Source organism: Bacillus sp. UNC437CL72CviS29, from assembly GCF_000482345.1.
In the GTDB taxonomy this organism is placed as follows: Bacteria; Bacillota; Bacilli; order Bacillales; family Bacillaceae_G; genus Bacillus_A; species Bacillus_A arachidis.
In genome coordinates this window covers 72,472-88,753 of sequence record NZ_AXVB01000012.1, presented here as the reverse complement: position 1 = coordinate 88,753, position 16,282 = coordinate 72,472, and the positions used below count along the sequence as shown (strand labels likewise).

Sequence of the window (16,282 nt, the reverse complement as noted above, 5' to 3'; positions counted from 1 at the left end):
TTCTTTTTGACTAGAACAAAAAGAACATCTGAATAAAAAGTGGATTAAGGAATTATTTAGTGACATAGAGTTGTTCCGTTAAAGGGCCATATTCTTGAGGGAATCCCTGGTCCAAATTTGATACTAATAGAACAGTTCTAATCATATTCTTATGATAGAAAACATTAAAAAGGGGTGTAAAGTTAGTTGATAAAAGTTAAAGTTAGTTTACGGCCCATTGTAAGTAAGATAAATTTACCCACCGTTTTGAAAACAGCTATACTTCCGGGTGACTCAATTGAAAGATTATTTATTGCAACCCAGGTAGGAGAGATTTTTTACATAGGAAACGGAGTTATAAGGACTTTTTTAGATATTCGCCCGCGAGTCATAAAATTAGGTACTTCTGAGGAAGGTGTTTCTGGTAGTGGATATGATGAACGGGGATTGCTAGGGCTAGCATTTCACCCAGAATTTTATTATAACGGTCTGTTTTATCTTCATTATTCAGTAGCTGGAACACAAGGTCCAGGTGCCCTTTCTGAACATTTTAAGCCTAACCCATGTGATTCCAGTACTTTAAACCTAAGGTGGACAAATAGAGAAACGCAATATGATCATATTGATACAGTTGAAGAATGGATTTTACAATCGAATGGTCAACCTCAAAAACGACGGACATTACTTAACTTAAGAAGACCATTTTTTAATCATAATGGTGTCAATAGCTTAAACTTTTCACCTGAAACCGGAAAACTTGTTTTAACAACTGGAGATGGTGGGGCAGGCTATGATCCATTTAATTTAAGTCAGAATGATATGGAGATAGCTGGTAAAATAATTGAAATTGATGTAGTTAAGAATACATTTATTAATAATCCACCCGTAGTCACGCGCTTTAATGAACTTCCCTCATCTATCCAGGAAACGCTTACGGTAATTGCCAAAGGGGTTCGCAATATAACAGGCATTTCATTTCAAAGGTTTTATAATCAGTATATCAAATATGTGGGGATTGTCGGACAGGACCTGGTAGAGTCGATTTTTTCATTCGTTCATTATAAACCAATACCGGTTACTCAGCTTATTCAAGCTTCTTTAACTGACCAAGAAGGATTTATTAACTTTGGCTGGCGAGGGTGGGAAGGTGCTTTTCCTACTTCGTTTATAAAGGGCTGTTCTGCAAATCCGACTTTGGTTGAGAAAACAATTGCTTATTACAATGAAGCAGTAAAAACTTTAGTAGGGCGTCTTCAGCCTTTAACTAGTTATTTTCATAAAGATCCCCGACCCGATAAGTTTGGAGGAACTGCACTTACAGGAGTCCAGCCATATATGGGGAATGAAATCCCAAATTTAACGGGAAGCGTCGTGTTTACCGATCTTGCCAAGAATGAAGAATCTCGACCTCCGGTTAGAGGAGTTTTAGCTTATACCAGGGGAAGTACAAATTGTAAACTAAATGATTTTAGTGTTATTGAAACGGATTATAATTTTGGGTCTCAATCAGCTTATTATGTTAATTTGGGAACGAATCTGGATCAAACCAGACTATATTTAGGAGTTTATGGCTCTATGAAAGTAACTGATTTTAACCAAGGTACTGTTTTTGAAATTGTTCCATGATTTATAACTATAGGATTTGATAGATATTCCCTTTATAAAAAGTAACACCGGAAAGTGGCAGGAGAAATCCCTCAGCTATTACTTTTCTTCAGGTTGGAGTAAGCACTAACACCTTACCATCAATCTGTAAACGTTAAGTTAATGGGAGTTATAAGCTTTTTAGCAAATACTTCAATTCCATATCCTAATGGAACTAAGATATCTTCTGGCTTTAAAATTCTTTTCATAGTATCCGCCCGATACATTGTACCCCTTAGAAAAAGCTTCTATTTTTGAATATTCACGGAGGGACAGTCCTCATTCCAATTGATTACTAACAGGCAATACAGCATAAAGCGCAAGGGAATGAATAGTATAGAAAGTGACGAATTGGATGTTTTTAGGGGGTGTTTGAATCGATCAGTTTGTTCGTTATTGGTATCAATCGATGATAGAGACAGATGCAAACTATGTTCACGTAAGAAAGATGGCCCTTGCAACCAAGTTAGTTATTACAGCTGTATTGAGCACATTTGCCGCTATGTTTCAATCAGCGGGGGGCTTTATGCCTGGTATAGGCTTTCTGATTAGTATTCTAGCGACCTTACCAATTTTTTTAACTACTTGCTTTTCTATCCGCCAGGGAATCCTTTCTTATACCCTTACGATTTTCCTTTTATTTATTATTCAGCCGAGTGAACTAATTATCTTTCCCTTTACAACAGGTTTATTAGGTATAGCGATGGGGGCGGCCTTTTTACAATTTAAGAGGAGAGTTGTGGTTGTTTCCTTTTCATCAATATGTTTACTTACAGGTATTATAATGCTTTTGTATGTATTTCGTTTTCCAGTGCTAGGCCCTACTGTTGATACAACTATGGATTCGAAAGTTATTGCAATAATATGTGTATTGAGTTTTCTTTACTGCTGGATCCTCGCGGAGCTTTGTAGAATACTCATGAATAGATTGTGCCAGGTATTGTCTTAGCAGTTGAGTGAAATCTTTTTGAACGAATATAAGATGAAGCCGAATACAAAAGAGAGAATATGTAACGTTACTGTTGAAATAAAAAAGAAGATCTCATCTACATTTGGATGAGATCTTCTTTTTTATTGACCAGTAAATGTCTGATACAGCAAGAAAATATTTAAAGCGATAACTAACGCAGCAATTAGCCAAGCAATTGCGTTTGTAATGCGATGGTTCACTAGCACACCCATAATCTTTTTGTTACTTGTAAACATAATAAGAGGTACTAATGCAAATGCGATTCCGAATGATAATACAACTTGACTCATGACAAGGGCATGAGTTGGATTCACTCCTAACGCAATAATAACAAGAGGTGGAATCATTGTAATAAATCGTCTTAAATATAAAGGAATATGCATGCGGATAAATCCTTGCATAATAATATCACCAGACATTGTACCAACAGAAGAACTAGATAAACCAGCAGCTAACAATCCAATCCCAAAAAGGCTAGCTGATACAGGGCCAACTAAATTGCTAAACTCATTAAAAGCGACATCTAAATCTTTAACATGTAATCCGTTTTTGAAGAACAAGGCAGCTGCTACAATTAGCATACTTGCATTAATCGCTCCAGCAATCACCATTGCAATAATGATATCAATGAATTCAAAGCGGAAAATCTTTTTGCGCTGTTCATCTGTTGTTCCGACTACGCGGCGTTGTGTTAAAGCAGAATGTAGATAAATCGCATGTGGCATTACTGTTGCGCCTAAAATTCCAGCTGCAAGTAAAATGCTATCTACACCTTGAAATTTAGGAATAAACAGTCCTGAAAGAAGAGGGCTTAGCTCTGGTTTCGCATAAAACACTTGTACACCAAATGCAATAACAACGATAAAGACCATTCCTGTAATAACAGCTTCTAATGGACGGAAGCCCCTGCGTTGAAACTCCAGTATAATGAATGATCCAACTGCAGTAATTAAAGCAGCGGGTAACATTGGAATACCAAACAGTAAATATAATCCTAACGCAGCACCGATAAATTCAGCTAAATCAGTAGCTATAATAACGAGTTCTCCTTGTATCCATAAACCAATTGAAACGGGTTTTGGAAAATGTTCACGAGCAACTTCAGGCAGGTTCTTTCCGGTAGCAATTCCGAGCTTTGCTGATAGAGACTGAATTAATACGGCCATTAAATTGGAAGCTAGAATCACCCAAAGTAATAAATAACCATATTGTGAACCTGCCGCAATATTTGTAGCGAAGTTTCCTGGATCAATATAAGCTACGGATGCGATGAATGCAGGGCCAAGAAAAGGCAATAATTTTTTTAATCCTTTTGTTTCGCCACTTAAAGCTAGGTGGGCAGATTGAATTGTTGTACTTTGAGGAGGGACATGTTCATCTTTTGTTATATCTTTATTCATAGTAGTTTTCCCCTTTAGTTTCTTAACTTGATGCAATTATTGTATTTATTCTTTTGTTCTATTTCAATACATTTAGATATTTTAGATGATGTTTTTATTTGAACATAACTGTTTCCTTAATGCAAATTATATGACTGTATACAATAAAATGTGTGATCGGAATAACTATGTAACAAAAATAAATAAAATAGCTCACATACAGTTATAACTTTAGGGATTGTAGGAGAATAAAGAGAGTTGACTTACAATATGGAGTGGAAAAAAGTGCTTTCAATTGTAAAATAGGATTCACAGCATATTAATTGCTGGAAACTAATTTGTATGTTATATAATATATTGGGATTACATTACAACCGTATTGGATTGTTATGTGATCTCGTTTTTCATTTGCGTTAACTTCAGGGAAAACATTGTAAATAGGAGAAGGTTATTTGAACAATAGGTAACAAATCTTTTCTTATTCTTATATGTTCCGATATGATCGTTAACTTATACATGATTTTAAAATATCGAATTAGATAGGTGGTAAAAATAAAATGTTAAATACAAAACCATACAGAGTACTGCTGTATTACATGTACACTACAATTGAGAACCCTGAAGAGTTTGCTGCTCAGCATTTAGAATTTTGTAATTCACTTGAGTTAAAAGGGAGAATTCTTGTAGCAGAAGAAGGGATTAACGGAACGGCCTCAGGTACTGTCGGGCAAACAGAGAAATATATGGAAGCAATGAAGAACGATCCACGATTTGCTGGAATCGTTTTTAAAGTGGATGAAGCGGATGAGCATGCGTTTAAAAAAATGCATGTGCGTCCTCGTCCAGAGCTTGTTACACTTCGTTTAGAAGATGATATCAATCCGAAAGAAACAACAGGAAAGTATTTAGAACCAAAAGAGTTTTATGAAGCAATGCGAGAAGAAAATACAGTTATCATTGATGCGAGAAATGATTATGAATTTGATCTAGGCCATTTTAGAGGCGCAATTAAACCTGATATTAAATCATTCCGCGAGCTACCAGATTGGATTGATGAAAATAAAGAAATGCTCGAAGGCAAAAAGATTTTAACGTATTGTACAGGTGGTATTCGTTGTGAAAAATTTTCAGGCTGGTTAGTTAGAGAAGGTTTTGAAGATGTAAGTCAGCTTCACGGCGGGATTGTAACGTACGGAAAAGACCCTGAAGTGCAAGGTGAACTATGGGATGGACAATGTTATGTATTCGATGAGCGTATTGGTGTACCAGTGAACCAAAAAGAACATGTTATTGTTGGAAAAGATCACTTTACAAAAGAACCATGTGAGCGTTATGTAAATTGTGCAAATCCAGAATGTAACAAACAAATCTTATGCTCAGAAGAAAATGAACAGAAATATTTACGTGCATGCTCACACGAGTGCCGTGTGCACCCACGTAACCGTTATGTGAAAGAACATGAATTAACAGAAGAGCAAGTAGCTACTGCATTAGAAAAAATTGAAGCAGAAAATCAAGTGAAATTAGGATAATAATTGACTTTAATAAAAAATGGATCCCATCGTAAAAGAGAGGATCCATTTTTTATTTGTATTTAGATAATGAAAAAGATTACACATTGTTTGTTTGAAACAGCTTGTTTATATAAAGCCTTAATTTCTAAAAAATAACTATAAGTATATTCGAATATCTCATCAGAATCATCATCTTCAACGAGTGGATAAAGTTGTTCATCCATTAATTCTTGAAAGTTGTACATGTTGTTGAAATCAGATTCGCTTAAATCTTTTATTGCAGAATAGGTCTCTTCGACTTCACTAGTTGTAAGATAAAAAGTACCGAGCAAATCGTTATCTATGATAGAATCATTAAGAGGTACGACATGTCCAAGTGGTGGCTCCCCTCCGCCAATCTCACCACATAAAGTAAAATGAAGTAACTGCCATGACTTATCGATATCTAAATCGGACTCTTTAAAATAAAGATCCAACTCTTTATTTTTGATTTTACTTAATTCCTCATCTGTAACTAATAGATACTGTCCAATCATCCCCATAATAGCCAGCTCCTCTATTGATTTTTAATTTAGTATATCATATTTTATGTAGGTGTTTTTTGGGGATAGAAGAGGAATTTAAGTCATTTATAAGATGTGAGAAAATATAGATTATTTCTGGTGAAGCAAAACAAGGGAAATGTTTAAAGAAAAGAGTAGGCCATAAAAATTTGTGGTCTACTCTTTTTATAAGGATCCATTTATTTATTAAAACTAAATGTTATAAGGATGTTTCCGTGTGTTTTCTTCCTGAAATTTTGATTTTTATGGCGGAAGTAAAGCTTTCGTATTATTGATATTTGCTAAAAAGAAGAGCAGCTATTTACTCTTGTTATAAGCAGATTTTGTTAAACCATAAACAACAGTATCTTCATACATTCCCCAGTATAAACAACTTTGTTTAAATGTTCCCTCATGCTTCAATCCTAATTTTTGCATGACTTTAGATGAGGCAGGATTTTTAGTGAAAGCATCAGCATAAATACGGTTTAGTTGCAATTCTTCAAATGCATATGTAACGATGACTTGGCCGGCTTCTGTGCAGTATCCTTTCCCCCAATATGATTTACCTATCCAGTATCCTAGCTCACCTTTATTATGTTTTTTATTAATAAAAAGGTATATGCAACCGATGAGCATATTTTGCTCATTAACCATTGCAAAGTGAAAACTGTCACCCTTATCCATAGCTGTATGAGTAGAGGTAATCCACTCTTCTGCCACGTCATCTGGATAAGGGTGAGGAATAATTGTAGTAGTCTTAGCAACCTCTTTATCTCCTGCTAATTCTTGAACTCTCGGAGCATCGTCTAATTCAAATGGGCGTATTGTTAATCTTTTAGATAAGAACATTGGATATTGCATTTTTTCTCATCCTTTCTAACCACACAATTCTTTACTATAATACATAATTTTAAAATAAAACTTTATTAAGAAGTTGAATCTTCTGTTAAATAAATAAGTCAGATGTATAATATAGTTATGCTACAAGGAAGTGAAATTTTCATAATTGGAAAAGGGGAGTTCTATATGCGTATTTTAGTATTAGGAGCTGGAGGAATTGGAGGATATTTTGGAGGCCGTTTAGTAGAAAAAGGGGAAGATGTTACGTTTCTCGTTCGTAGTGGACGAAAACAACAGCTTGAGAAAAATGGTCTTGTTATTCGTAGCATAAATGGAAATTTCTCCTTTATACCACAATTAATCACAAAAACTGAATCCGTAGATCCATTCGATTTAATTTTATTCTCAACAAAAACCTATCATTTAGAAGAAGCAATAAACGATTTGAAGCCATTTGTTGGTAAAAATACAATTATTATACCACTACTAAATGGTATAGCTCACTTATCTACATTGCAACAGGTATTTGGTGAGGATAAAGTTATTGGAGGTTTGTGTTTTATCGAAACAACATTAAACGGTGAGGGAGATGTTGTTCAAACTAGCTCTGCTAACCGACTTGTATTTGGGGAAATAAAACATTTACATACAGAGCGAATACAGGGGATTGCCAACACATTAAAGGGTACAAAAGCAAGTTTTGTTTTAAGTAATCATATCGTGCAAGATATGTGGCATAAATATTTATTTATTACTGTTATGTCAGGCGTGACTACGCTAATGCGCGCACCAATAGGTCCGATCCGTGAAAGTGATGGGGGACGGGACTTGATTCGGAATTTATTTAAAGAAGCAGCACAGATTATGAAAGCATCTGGGGCCCCCATTCAGGATAATATTGTTGACGAACATATGAAGACGATTGAGAAGATTTCATATGATATGAAATCTTCTATGCAGCGGGATATGGAAAAAGGTTCATCTATCGAGGGGGAGTACTTACAAGGATATTTGTTGAAATTAGCAAAACAATTTCATGTAGATGCTCCATTGTTAAAAATTATTTATCAAAATTTAAAAGTTTACGAAAAGATGTTGTAAGGGAACATTCAATATTTTATTTAATTTAAAACGAAGGTGGTGTCACTGAAAATAATACAATTGCCATTTCGTTGAAATTATTTTCCCATTTATGTTTTAAATTTGCTGGTATCTTTACACTATCACCAGCGTCTAATACATATTGTTCTTCATTTAGATATAACAAAATTTTTCCTTCTAAAATGACTGCAACTTCCTCACCTCTATGTTCCAGAGGATTTTCTGACGAAGAGGTATTGGGAGGAACATTCATAATCGCTGTTGCCAAATTACCAGTGCAATCAGGTGACAATAACTCATAAGATAAATTATCAACAATCATTTTCTTACGTTTATTGGATCTTACGATTAAATCATCTGTGTTTGTTTCTTCAATGAAAAAACTAAATGTTGGAACATCAAGGGATTTAGCTAAGACCTTTATGGTTTGTATTGAAGGATTTGCTAATCCACGTTCGATTTGGCTTAACATTGAAGGGGTAATTGCAGCTAATTTTGCTAACTCCTTACTGCTCAAGCCTTTAGCTTTTCTATACTTTTGTACTTTTTTTCCAATATCTATATTTTCCATGACTATACTCCTTAATATTTCGTTAAAATATATTTAAAATAATGAAATTTTTATTTAATGTTATCAATGTTTTTATGTCAAACTACCTTAAATTATAATTTAACATTCACATCGCTACAAGAAAATAAGGAGAATCAGATAAATGAAGGAGATTGAAAAGCTTCGCTCCATATGCAACCAAAGTATTTCCTGAAAGGCACCATCGAGGCTCCTTTAATGGAGTTTCTTCCGTGAAATAGTCTTTAGAGCAGGAATATCAACGAAATATATCAGGATCTATTAAAGTAAGGGAAGGAGTTGTGTATATTAAATCTATCCATAATATTTAAAAGCAAAAAAGTTTCTTTATTCTAAACTATAGAAAAGAAACTTTTTGCTTTTGAGATATGTTTATTTTAAATTTCATGGTGAAAGGGTGTACCTAAGAAGATGAATAAGAGCTTTAATTTTCGAGAGTAGATATAGGAAGATTAATATTAACTGTCGTTCCTTTGCCTACTTCACTTTCAATAAGTATCTTTCCTTGGTGCTTTTCGATAATTTTATAACAGATCATTAATCCTAAACCGATACCATTTTCTTTGATACTATAAAATGGTTCTCCTAGATAAGGTATACGATCTTTTTCAATTCCACACCCGTAATCAGTAAATCGAATGTTTACCTGGTTTTTATCTGGTACATCTTCGATTTGAATCAAGATTTCCCCTCCCATTGGAGTTGCTTCAATCGCATTTTTTAAGATATTTATAAAAGCTTGCTTTAATTGATTCCCTTCACAAAGGATGAATGAAGTATTAGATGTAAACTCAGTTGTAATTTGTATGTTGTTCATCATTGCTTGAGGCTGAAGTATCATTACAACTTGTGTCCTTTGCCAAGATCATTTGTTTTAATTTCTAACGCCTGAGGTTTTGCTAGCGCCATAAATTCATTGGTAATACTGTCTATTCGCTCAATCTCTGATAACACGATATCTATATAATGCTTATTGTTCTTATTTTCTGTTGATTTTAGTAAATGCATGAATCCTTTCATTGCTGTTAAAGGATTATTAATTTCATGGGCAATAGCAGTGGCTAATTGACCCACTACAGCAAGTTTCTCCGATTTTCGTAATAACTCCTCAGTTTTTAACCGCTCAGTGATATCTCGAGAGATACTCAAGAAAACGTTTTTGCCATTCAAGTTAAAAACACGGACACCAAACTCAGTTGTTATTGTTTTTCCTGTTGGAAAAACAAATTCATCTTGCAAAGTGAAAGAAGTTTGCCCATCTCTAATTTTCTCTATCACTCTATTGACCATTGGAGAATCTGGCGGAACGGTACTAGGAAATGGCATCGAGAGAAGTTCTTCTCTACTATATCCAAATCTTTTGCACCCAACAGGATTTACCTCAATAAATCGAACTGGAAATTGATCCTCATTTAGCTCTACTACGTATACCGCATCCGTTGCTTGTTCGATAAGTGCACGGTATTTCATCTCACTGCCTTTTAATTGTTGATGTAGATGCTGTAGTTTTCTTTCTGCTTGTTTTCTTTCAGAAATGTCCCTACAAATTCCTGATAAAGCAATTACATTGCCCTGTAAATCTAAAATGGGTGAAACTGTCAAGCTTACATCAATGAGAGTTTTGTCCTTGCGTTGTCGCACTGTTTCTAATTTAGTAATAACAGGATCTTTTGCGGTAATATTTTTAATAGTTTCTAAAGTTTGATCCATTAAAAAATCTGGTACGCAAGGTAATTTTTTTCCCAAGATTTCTTTTTCTGACCATCCAAATATCTTTTCGTAAGCTTTATTGGCTTGTATCATGTGTCCGTCTAAATCAAATATGGTGATAGCATCTACGTTATGATTAATAAATGATTCCAACCGTTCTTTCGTTACCTTTAGTTCATTTTCTGCATTTTTTCTTTTCGTTATATCAACAGTAGAACCAACCACTTCAATCACTGTTCCCTTTCTTTTAACTGGCCTAAGAGAGAATAGAATAATAGTTTCATCATTTGGCCAAGGTAATTCGAAAGTGACTTCATTACCATCCCATGCCTGTTGATAATATTTTAGTAGTCGAGGTACTAAATGGAATGGAACAATGGAAGAATCTATGGTAGGTAAACTTTTCCCTACCACTTGTTCAGAGTGAAAACCATGTTGATAAAATAACTGTCCATCACATAAAGTATGAATAAAATTCCCATCCACTTTTTTAAACTTAAAAATACCTCCTTGCAGTTCATGTACGGTATCCCTTAATTCTTGCTTTGATTCTTGTAATGTTTCATTCGCTTTAGTTAAATTTTGTGTTAAATAATATAATTTTTGATAGGACTCCATAAGAAAAATACTGATCAATAGTCCAGAAGATATAAATAATGTACCTTGAATGTCAAAAAGTATAAGTGGTATAGAAGGAAAAAAGTATCCAAATACCAAATGAATCATAGCTATGTAAACAGCTAGATAGAGAAAGACTCTCTTAAAGGGATGAAGCTTCTTGAGATATGTTTCAAAAATAGTATATATAGTAGCTATTCCTAAAGAAACAATCAAAGATGGTCCCCAATTACCACCAAGATAGAAAATACGCATAATTATAATAAATGTTATTGTAATCCAACCAGCCGTACGACCAAAATAAATGTACGAAATTATAAGAGGAGCCATTCGGAGATCATAAAACAATCCCATGTGCTTAAAATTAAAGACCATCAAAATAGTAGCTATGATACCGGCAACTATTCCTCCATATAGCTGATTTAATTTAGAATGAATATTCAAAATCAACACTCGAATAAATATAGCTGAGCTAACTAAGAAAGCAAAAATAGATAGATTAATGAAGAATCCTTTGAAGATCATGTAATATTCCTCCTCTCATTGAACGTATTCGACAAAAAGCAAGGAAATCCTACAAATAAAACGGGTTTTCAGATTGGATGTTTTGAATATTGTTATTTGAAAAGGTGAAGTCAATTTATTAATAGATAGCACATATAAATCATTTGGTAATGGTGCAAAAACTCTTGTTAGTTATCTCTTAAACTTGAACATATTGTGTAGACTTTATGTTTTTATGAAATGATTTTGCATCAGGACCATTATGTTTATTGATGAAGTAAAATCCTACAAAATCATTACAACTGTTCTATTTCTAAAAATTTAAGCCCTTATTTAAAAATTTGTATTTACTTTTTCTAAATAAGGGAGTATTATAATCGACAGTTTCAAATTTCTAAATCGCTGAAACCGCATGGTACGGGGGACCCGTTTTTATGGATTAGTGCATAATCCAAGGGGTGAATCCTTGAAAAAGGTAGGGCTACTCACAGGCCCGAATCCGACAGCTAACCTCGTAAGCGTTATATGAGAAGGAAGGTGGAGCTTGTGCGACAAAAAAATTGATGTCTACAAGTTTATTCGTCATGGACTTGTAGGCATTTTTTATTTTCTTAAAAGTCCGTTTTTTACTGAACTAACAGAGAGAAATGCATAAAATTATTGGAGAGTGAAGATCAGTGGTTTCTTCCATAAAAAGATTTTTAATTGGTCGACCGTTAAAATCAACTGAATTAGGAGAGCAAAAGCTTAATAAAACGAAAGCATTAGCGATTCTTTCTTCTGATGCTTTGTCATCAGTGGCATATGGTCCAGAGCAAATATTAATTGCTCTATCTGCAGTTGGTGCGTTAGCATTTTGGTATTCTATTCCAATCGCAATAGGAGTATTAGTTTTGTTAACAGCTCTAATTTTGTCTTATAGACAAATTATTTTTGCGTATCCTCATGGGGGAGGAGCGTATGTAGTATCAAAAGAAAATTTAGGGGTGAATCCAGGGTTAATAGCTGGAGGTTCCTTATTAGTAGACTATATTTTAACGGTGGCAGTAAGTGTATCTGCAGGTACAGATGCGATTACATCTGCTTTTCCTAGTCTACATGCTCATAATGTGGTTATTGCAATCATATTTGTCATATTTATTACAATCTTGAACTTAAGAGGCGTAACGGAGTCAGCTTCTGTTTTAGCTTATCCCGTTTATTTATTTGTTTTAGCGCTATTTATATTAATCGGTGTAGGTATATACAACATTGTAACAGGTGAAGTCTCACCTAATTTGCATACACCAATCGGTACACCAGTAGCAGGGATTAGTTTGTTTTTACTTTTAAAAGCATTTGCATCAGGTAGTTCTGCTTTGACAGGTGTTGAAGCTATTTCCAATGCTATTCCGAACTTTAAAGATCCAGCTCCTAAAAATGCTGCGAAAACGTTACTTGCGATGGGCCTATTACTTGCAGTGTTATTCTCAGGAATTGTATTTTTAGCTTACTATTATGGTATTACTCCAAGTAAAGAGGTAACAGTTGTTTCACAAATTGCCGAAGAAACATTTGGACGGAACTTCATGTATTTCTTTATTCAAGGAACAACAGCGTTGATATTAATCCTTGCTGCTAATACTGGTTATTCTGCTTTTCCTTTACTAGCAGTTAATCTTGCAAAAGATAAGTTTATACCTAGAATGTTTACAGTTAGGGGAGACCGATTAGGATATTCAAATGGAATTATCATACTTGGAATTGCTTCAATTCTCTTAATTAGTGCTTTCCAAGGGCAAACAGAACATCTTATTCCACTTTATGCAGTAGGTGTGTTTATTCCATTTACGTTGTCTCAGTCAGGGATGGTGGTAAAATGGATTCGAGAAAAGCCTGAAGGATGGATCTTAAAATTAACGATTAATTTAACTGGTGCTATTATTAGTTTTATAGTTATGAGTATGTTCTTTTTAACTAAGTTTGCACAAGTTTGGACAGTTTTAATTTTCTTACCTGTCATTATTATTGTTTTTCATCGAATTAGAAAGCATTATGAAGCGGTAGGAGATCAATTAAGTCTTAAAACCTGTGAACCAATTGTGCCGATTGAAGGGAATGTAATCATTGTTCCTGTTGCTGGTATGACTCATGTAGTAGAGAACTCATTAAATTATGCTAAATCCCTTTCACCAGATCAGGTCATAGCTGTTTACGTTTCTTTTGAAAGAGAAGATGAGAAGAAGTTTGAAGAAAAATGGAAGAAATGGCAGCCTGAAGTTAGACTGGTGACACTACACTCTCATTACAGAAGTATTATTCAGCCGCTAACCAAATTTATTGACACAGTTCAATATAAAGCTAGCGAATCAAATTATCGGGTTACTGTAGTAATACCGCAATTTATTCCTAAAAAAGGTTGGCACAATATTCTTCATAACCAGTCGAGCTTATTGATTCGTGCATTCTTGCTTTATAAGAGAAATGTAGTTATTACGACTGTACCGTATCATTTGAAAAAATAAAGATTGGAAAATAAGTAATTTCTTAGGTAGCTTTACTGAGGTAGAGCTACCTTTTCTTGTTTGCCATCATTTTAAAGTCGATTACGAAAGTAGAGGGAATTATGGATCTTCGAGTTTTTATCATTTTAACTGAGAAGACCTCTTCTCTAAACGAAGTGAAGGTGAGGGTAGTTTATAAAGAGGATCTGAATACAGCAGGAGATAGCTGGCAGGATGTCAAGAATTATACAGAAAAATTACATGAGGATGCAAAAGTAAAATAAATAGAGAGTAAAGAAAACGTATATGTTGTAGTAAGGAGAAAAAAGAGAGACTTATTCGTGGGAATTTTCACGCTATAAATCGGTCATTTTGAAGTGATTTATCTTTGGGAAGTTGGCAGATGGTCGAATTTTCTAGAATAAAGCGGTATAATGCTTGTAAGTACGATGTATATGAGTATAGAAAATGTAAGGAAGGACATATCGTTAGTATGGATAAAGAAAAACAACAACTAAGCGTTGAAGTTGCAAGATTATACTACCAATCTGATTATAGCCAACAAGAAATTGCAAATAAATTGAATATCTCCAGACCAACCATTTCAAGACTGTTAAAATATGCGAAAGAAAAAGGGTTTGTTCAAATTCATATAGCGGATCCATTTGCTGATTTAGATAATGTAGGTAACCTACTTAAAGAAAAATATAATTTATTAGAAGTGCACATCGTATTTTCCCCTGTACCAGAGTACACGGCGATTACGGAGTATATAAGTAAGTATGCTGCTGAATACATGGAGAAGACTGTTACAAATGGTGATATCGTCGGTGTGAGCTGGGGAACCACTATGTATGAAATCGCAAGGAAAATTGTGCCGCAACATGTAAAAGGGGTAGAGGTTGTTCAATTAAAAGGAGGTATTAGTCACTCAAGTGTTAATACGTATGCAAATGAAACGATTGCTTTATTTGCAGATGCCTTTCAAACAACACCTCGAAATTTGCCGCTTCCAGTTATATTTGATAACGCAGTTACAAAGGAATTAGTGGAACAGGATCGACATATTCACCATATTATTGAAATGGGAAAACAAGCGGATATTGCGATTTTTACAGTCGGAACTGTTAGAGATGAAGCTTTATTGTTTCGGTTAGGCTATTTAGATAAACAAGAAATGAGCCTATTGAAAGAACAAGCTGTTGGAGACATTTGTTCACGTTTCTTTGATGGAGATGGTAAAATTTGTAGCGAGGAAATTAATCAACGCACAATTGGAATTGATTTAGAAGAATTACGTCTAAAGAAACGTTCTGTTCTTGTTGCTGGAGGTTCTAGAAAAGTAAAGGCAATTGATGGTGCGTTAAGCGGAGGGTATGCGAATGTGTTGATTATCGATCAGCATACCGCGAAAGAGCTTTTAAATTATTAAAAAGGTTAAAATGGAAGTTTCACTTTATGAATGAATAAATTTTGTGCTTTATGAGGGAGCTGTTAATATCGCAGCTCTCTTTTTGTGTCAATTTCAAAAACTTATTGCACTATCTCGAAAAAAAATTGAACAAAATTTCAAAAGTGTGTTTACATTTGTTCAAGGTGGAGTTAGAATGAAGTTGTTAAAAGATATGAGGAGTGAAGAAAATGAACATTGCAAAGTTAATTGATCATACAGTTTTGAAACCGGATACTAAAAAAGAAGACGTTATGAAAGTTTTAGAAGAAGCAAAAAAATACAATTTCGCTTCTGTTTGTATTAATCCAACATGGGTGAAATTAGCAGCTGAAGAATTAGCAGGACACGACGTGGATGTTTGCACAGTAATTGGTTTTCCTTTAGGTGCAAATACAACTGAAACAAAAGTATTTGAAACAAAAGATGTAATTGCAAAAGGTGCGACTGAAGTTGATATGGTAATCAACGTTGGCGCTTTAAAAGATGGCGATAATGAATTCGTTGAAAAAGATATTTACGAAGTTGTACAAGCTGCAAAAGGAAAAGCACTTGTAAAAGTTATTATTGAAACTTGTTTATTAACAGATGAAGAAAAAGTACGTGCCTGCGAATTGTCAGTAAAAGCTGGTGCTGATTTTGTAAAAACTTCAACTGGATTCTCAACTGGTGGAGCGACTGCTGAAGATATCGCATTAATGCGTAAAACAGTTGGAGCAAATGTTGGTGTGAAAGCATCTGGTGGTGTTCGTACAAGAGAAGATGCTGAGAAAATGATTGAAGCTGGGGCTTCTAGAATCGGTGCAAGTGCAAGTGTTGCAATTGTATTAAATGACACAGAAGGCGCTTCAGATAACTACTAATTTATAAAGATTTAGAAGTAATAGATACACATATTGCAAGGAGCAGGGTGTATCTATTGCTTTAACAATTGAAAAATATGTAACCGGATACGG

At 34.4% G+C, this 16,282-nt stretch carries 13 protein-coding genes, 1 pseudogene and 1 riboswitch; of the genes and pseudogenes, 8 read left to right on the top strand and 6 right to left on the bottom strand.

Annotated features, from left to right (window positions below):
- Window positions 1–186: 186 nt before the first annotated feature.
- Window positions 187–1,605: a PQQ-dependent sugar dehydrogenase gene (locus tag M014_RS0112350; protein ID WP_026592013.1), complete on the top strand. Its 1,419-nt coding sequence runs from the start codon at window positions 187–189 to the stop codon at window positions 1,603–1,605.
- A 119-nt stretch (window positions 1,606–1,724) separates the two neighbouring features.
- On the opposite strand, the gene M014_RS30345 is transcribed toward M014_RS0112350, so the two are convergent.
- Window positions 1,725–1,850 (bottom strand): hypothetical protein, encoded by a 126-nt coding sequence (locus tag M014_RS30345; protein ID WP_255259984.1) that lies wholly within the window; start codon window positions 1,848–1,850, stop codon window positions 1,725–1,727.
- Window positions 1,851–2,032: 182 nt separating this feature from the next.
- Here M014_RS30345 and M014_RS29630 point away from each other — a divergent pair, with 182 nt between their 5' ends.
- Window positions 2,033–2,572, top strand: a complete 540-nt coding sequence (locus M014_RS29630) for a hypothetical protein (protein ID WP_441296561.1) — start codon at window positions 2,033–2,035, stop codon at window positions 2,570–2,572.
- A 122-nt stretch (window positions 2,573–2,694) separates the two neighbouring features.
- Here the strand turns inward: M014_RS29630 and M014_RS0112335 are convergent, their stop codons facing one another.
- Complete coding sequence (locus M014_RS0112335) at window positions 2,695–3,993, bottom strand: Nramp family divalent metal transporter (RefSeq protein ID WP_026592011.1); 1,299 nt, start codon at window positions 3,991–3,993, stop codon at window positions 2,695–2,697.
- 536 nt (window positions 3,994–4,529) lie between these two features.
- Here M014_RS0112335 and trhO point away from each other — a divergent pair.
- The gene (trhO, locus tag M014_RS0112330; RefSeq protein ID WP_026592010.1) at window positions 4,530–5,504 is read left to right on the top strand and encodes an oxygen-dependent tRNA uridine(34) hydroxylase TrhO; all 975 of its coding nucleotides are present in this window, start codon (window positions 4,530–4,532) and stop codon (window positions 5,502–5,504) included.
- A 62-nt stretch (window positions 5,505–5,566) separates the two neighbouring features.
- On the opposite strand, the gene M014_RS0112325 is transcribed toward trhO, so the two are convergent.
- Together M014_RS0112325 and M014_RS0112320 are read right to left on the bottom strand one after the other, a co-directional pair.
- Window positions 5,567–6,028: a YfbM family protein gene (locus M014_RS0112325; RefSeq protein ID WP_026592009.1), complete on the bottom strand. Its 462-nt coding sequence runs from the start codon at window positions 6,026–6,028 to the stop codon at window positions 5,567–5,569.
- A 318-nt stretch (window positions 6,029–6,346) separates the two neighbouring features.
- Entirely contained in the window at window positions 6,347–6,892 is a 546-nt protein-coding gene (locus M014_RS0112320; RefSeq protein WP_026592008.1) for a GNAT family N-acetyltransferase, read from the bottom strand.
- 165 nt (window positions 6,893–7,057) lie between these two features.
- Between M014_RS0112320 and panE the strand changes: the two genes are divergently transcribed.
- Window positions 7,058–7,972 carry a 2-dehydropantoate 2-reductase gene (gene panE, locus M014_RS0112315; RefSeq protein ID WP_026592007.1) on the top strand — a complete coding sequence of 305 codons (915 nt, stop codon included), beginning with the start codon at window positions 7,058–7,060 and terminating at the stop codon, window positions 7,970–7,972.
- 25 nt (window positions 7,973–7,997) lie between these two features.
- Here the strand turns inward: panE and M014_RS0112310 are convergent, their stop codons facing one another.
- Window positions 7,998–8,543 carry a cupin domain-containing protein gene (locus M014_RS0112310; RefSeq protein WP_026592006.1) on the bottom strand — a complete coding sequence of 182 codons (546 nt, stop codon included), beginning with the start codon at window positions 8,541–8,543 and terminating at the stop codon, window positions 7,998–8,000.
- Window positions 8,544–8,985: 442 nt separating this feature from the next.
- Window positions 8,986–11,414: pseudogene (locus M014_RS26870) on the bottom strand (PAS domain S-box protein).
- A 369-nt stretch (window positions 11,415–11,783) separates the two neighbouring features.
- A riboswitch (cyclic di-AMP (ydaO/yuaA leader) is annotated at window positions 11,784–11,930 on the top strand.
- A 140-nt stretch (window positions 11,931–12,070) separates the two neighbouring features.
- On the opposite strand from M014_RS26870, the gene M014_RS0112300 reads away from it, so the two are divergent.
- From M014_RS0112300 to deoC, 4 genes are all read left to right on the top strand, one after another.
- Complete coding sequence (locus tag M014_RS0112300) at window positions 12,071–13,897, top strand: APC family permease (protein ID WP_026592005.1); 1,827 nt, start codon at window positions 12,071–12,073, stop codon at window positions 13,895–13,897.
- Between the two features lie 101 nt (window positions 13,898–13,998).
- The gene (locus M014_RS29175) at window positions 13,999–14,160 is read left to right on the top strand and encodes a hypothetical protein (protein ID WP_155924331.1); all 162 of its coding nucleotides are present in this window, start codon (window positions 13,999–14,001) and stop codon (window positions 14,158–14,160) included.
- A gap of 209 nt (window positions 14,161–14,369) precedes the next feature.
- Entirely contained in the window at window positions 14,370–15,308 is a 939-nt protein-coding gene (locus M014_RS0112290) for a sugar-binding transcriptional regulator (protein ID WP_026592004.1), read from the top strand.
- 209 nt (window positions 15,309–15,517) lie between these two features.
- Window positions 15,518–16,189, top strand: coding sequence for a deoxyribose-phosphate aldolase (gene deoC / locus M014_RS0112280; RefSeq protein ID WP_026592002.1), 672 nt, complete (start codon window positions 15,518–15,520; stop codon window positions 16,187–16,189).
- The last annotated feature ends 93 nt before the right edge of the window (window positions 16,190–16,282 follow it).

Coding starts and splice junctions, on each gene's coding strand:
- M014_RS30345 (WP_255259984.1), bottom strand. CDS start 1,850: ATGTATCGGGCGGATACTATGAAAAGAATTTTAAAGCCAGAAGATATC.
- M014_RS29630 (WP_441296561.1), top strand. CDS start 2,033: ATGATAGAGACAGATGCAAACTATGTTCACGTAAGAAAGATGGCCCTT.
- M014_RS0112335 (WP_026592011.1), bottom strand. CDS start 3,993: ATGAATAAAGATATAACAAAAGATGAACATGTCCCTCCTCAAAGTACA.
- trhO (WP_026592010.1), top strand. CDS start 4,530: ATGTTAAATACAAAACCATACAGAGTACTGCTGTATTACATGTACACT.
- M014_RS0112325 (WP_026592009.1), bottom strand. CDS start 6,028: ATGGGGATGATTGGACAGTATCTATTAGTTACAGATGAGGAATTAAGT.
- M014_RS0112320 (WP_026592008.1), bottom strand. CDS start 6,892: ATGCAATATCCAATGTTCTTATCTAAAAGATTAACAATACGCCCATTT.
- panE (WP_026592007.1), top strand. CDS start 7,058: ATGCGTATTTTAGTATTAGGAGCTGGAGGAATTGGAGGATATTTTGGA.
- M014_RS0112310 (WP_026592006.1), bottom strand. CDS start 8,543: ATGGAAAATATAGATATTGGAAAAAAAGTACAAAAGTATAGAAAAGCT.
- M014_RS29175 (WP_155924331.1), top strand. CDS start 13,999: ATGGATCTTCGAGTTTTTATCATTTTAACTGAGAAGACCTCTTCTCTA.
- M014_RS0112290 (WP_026592004.1), top strand. CDS start 14,370: ATGGATAAAGAAAAACAACAACTAAGCGTTGAAGTTGCAAGATTATAC.
- deoC (WP_026592002.1), top strand. CDS start 15,518: ATGAACATTGCAAAGTTAATTGATCATACAGTTTTGAAACCGGATACT.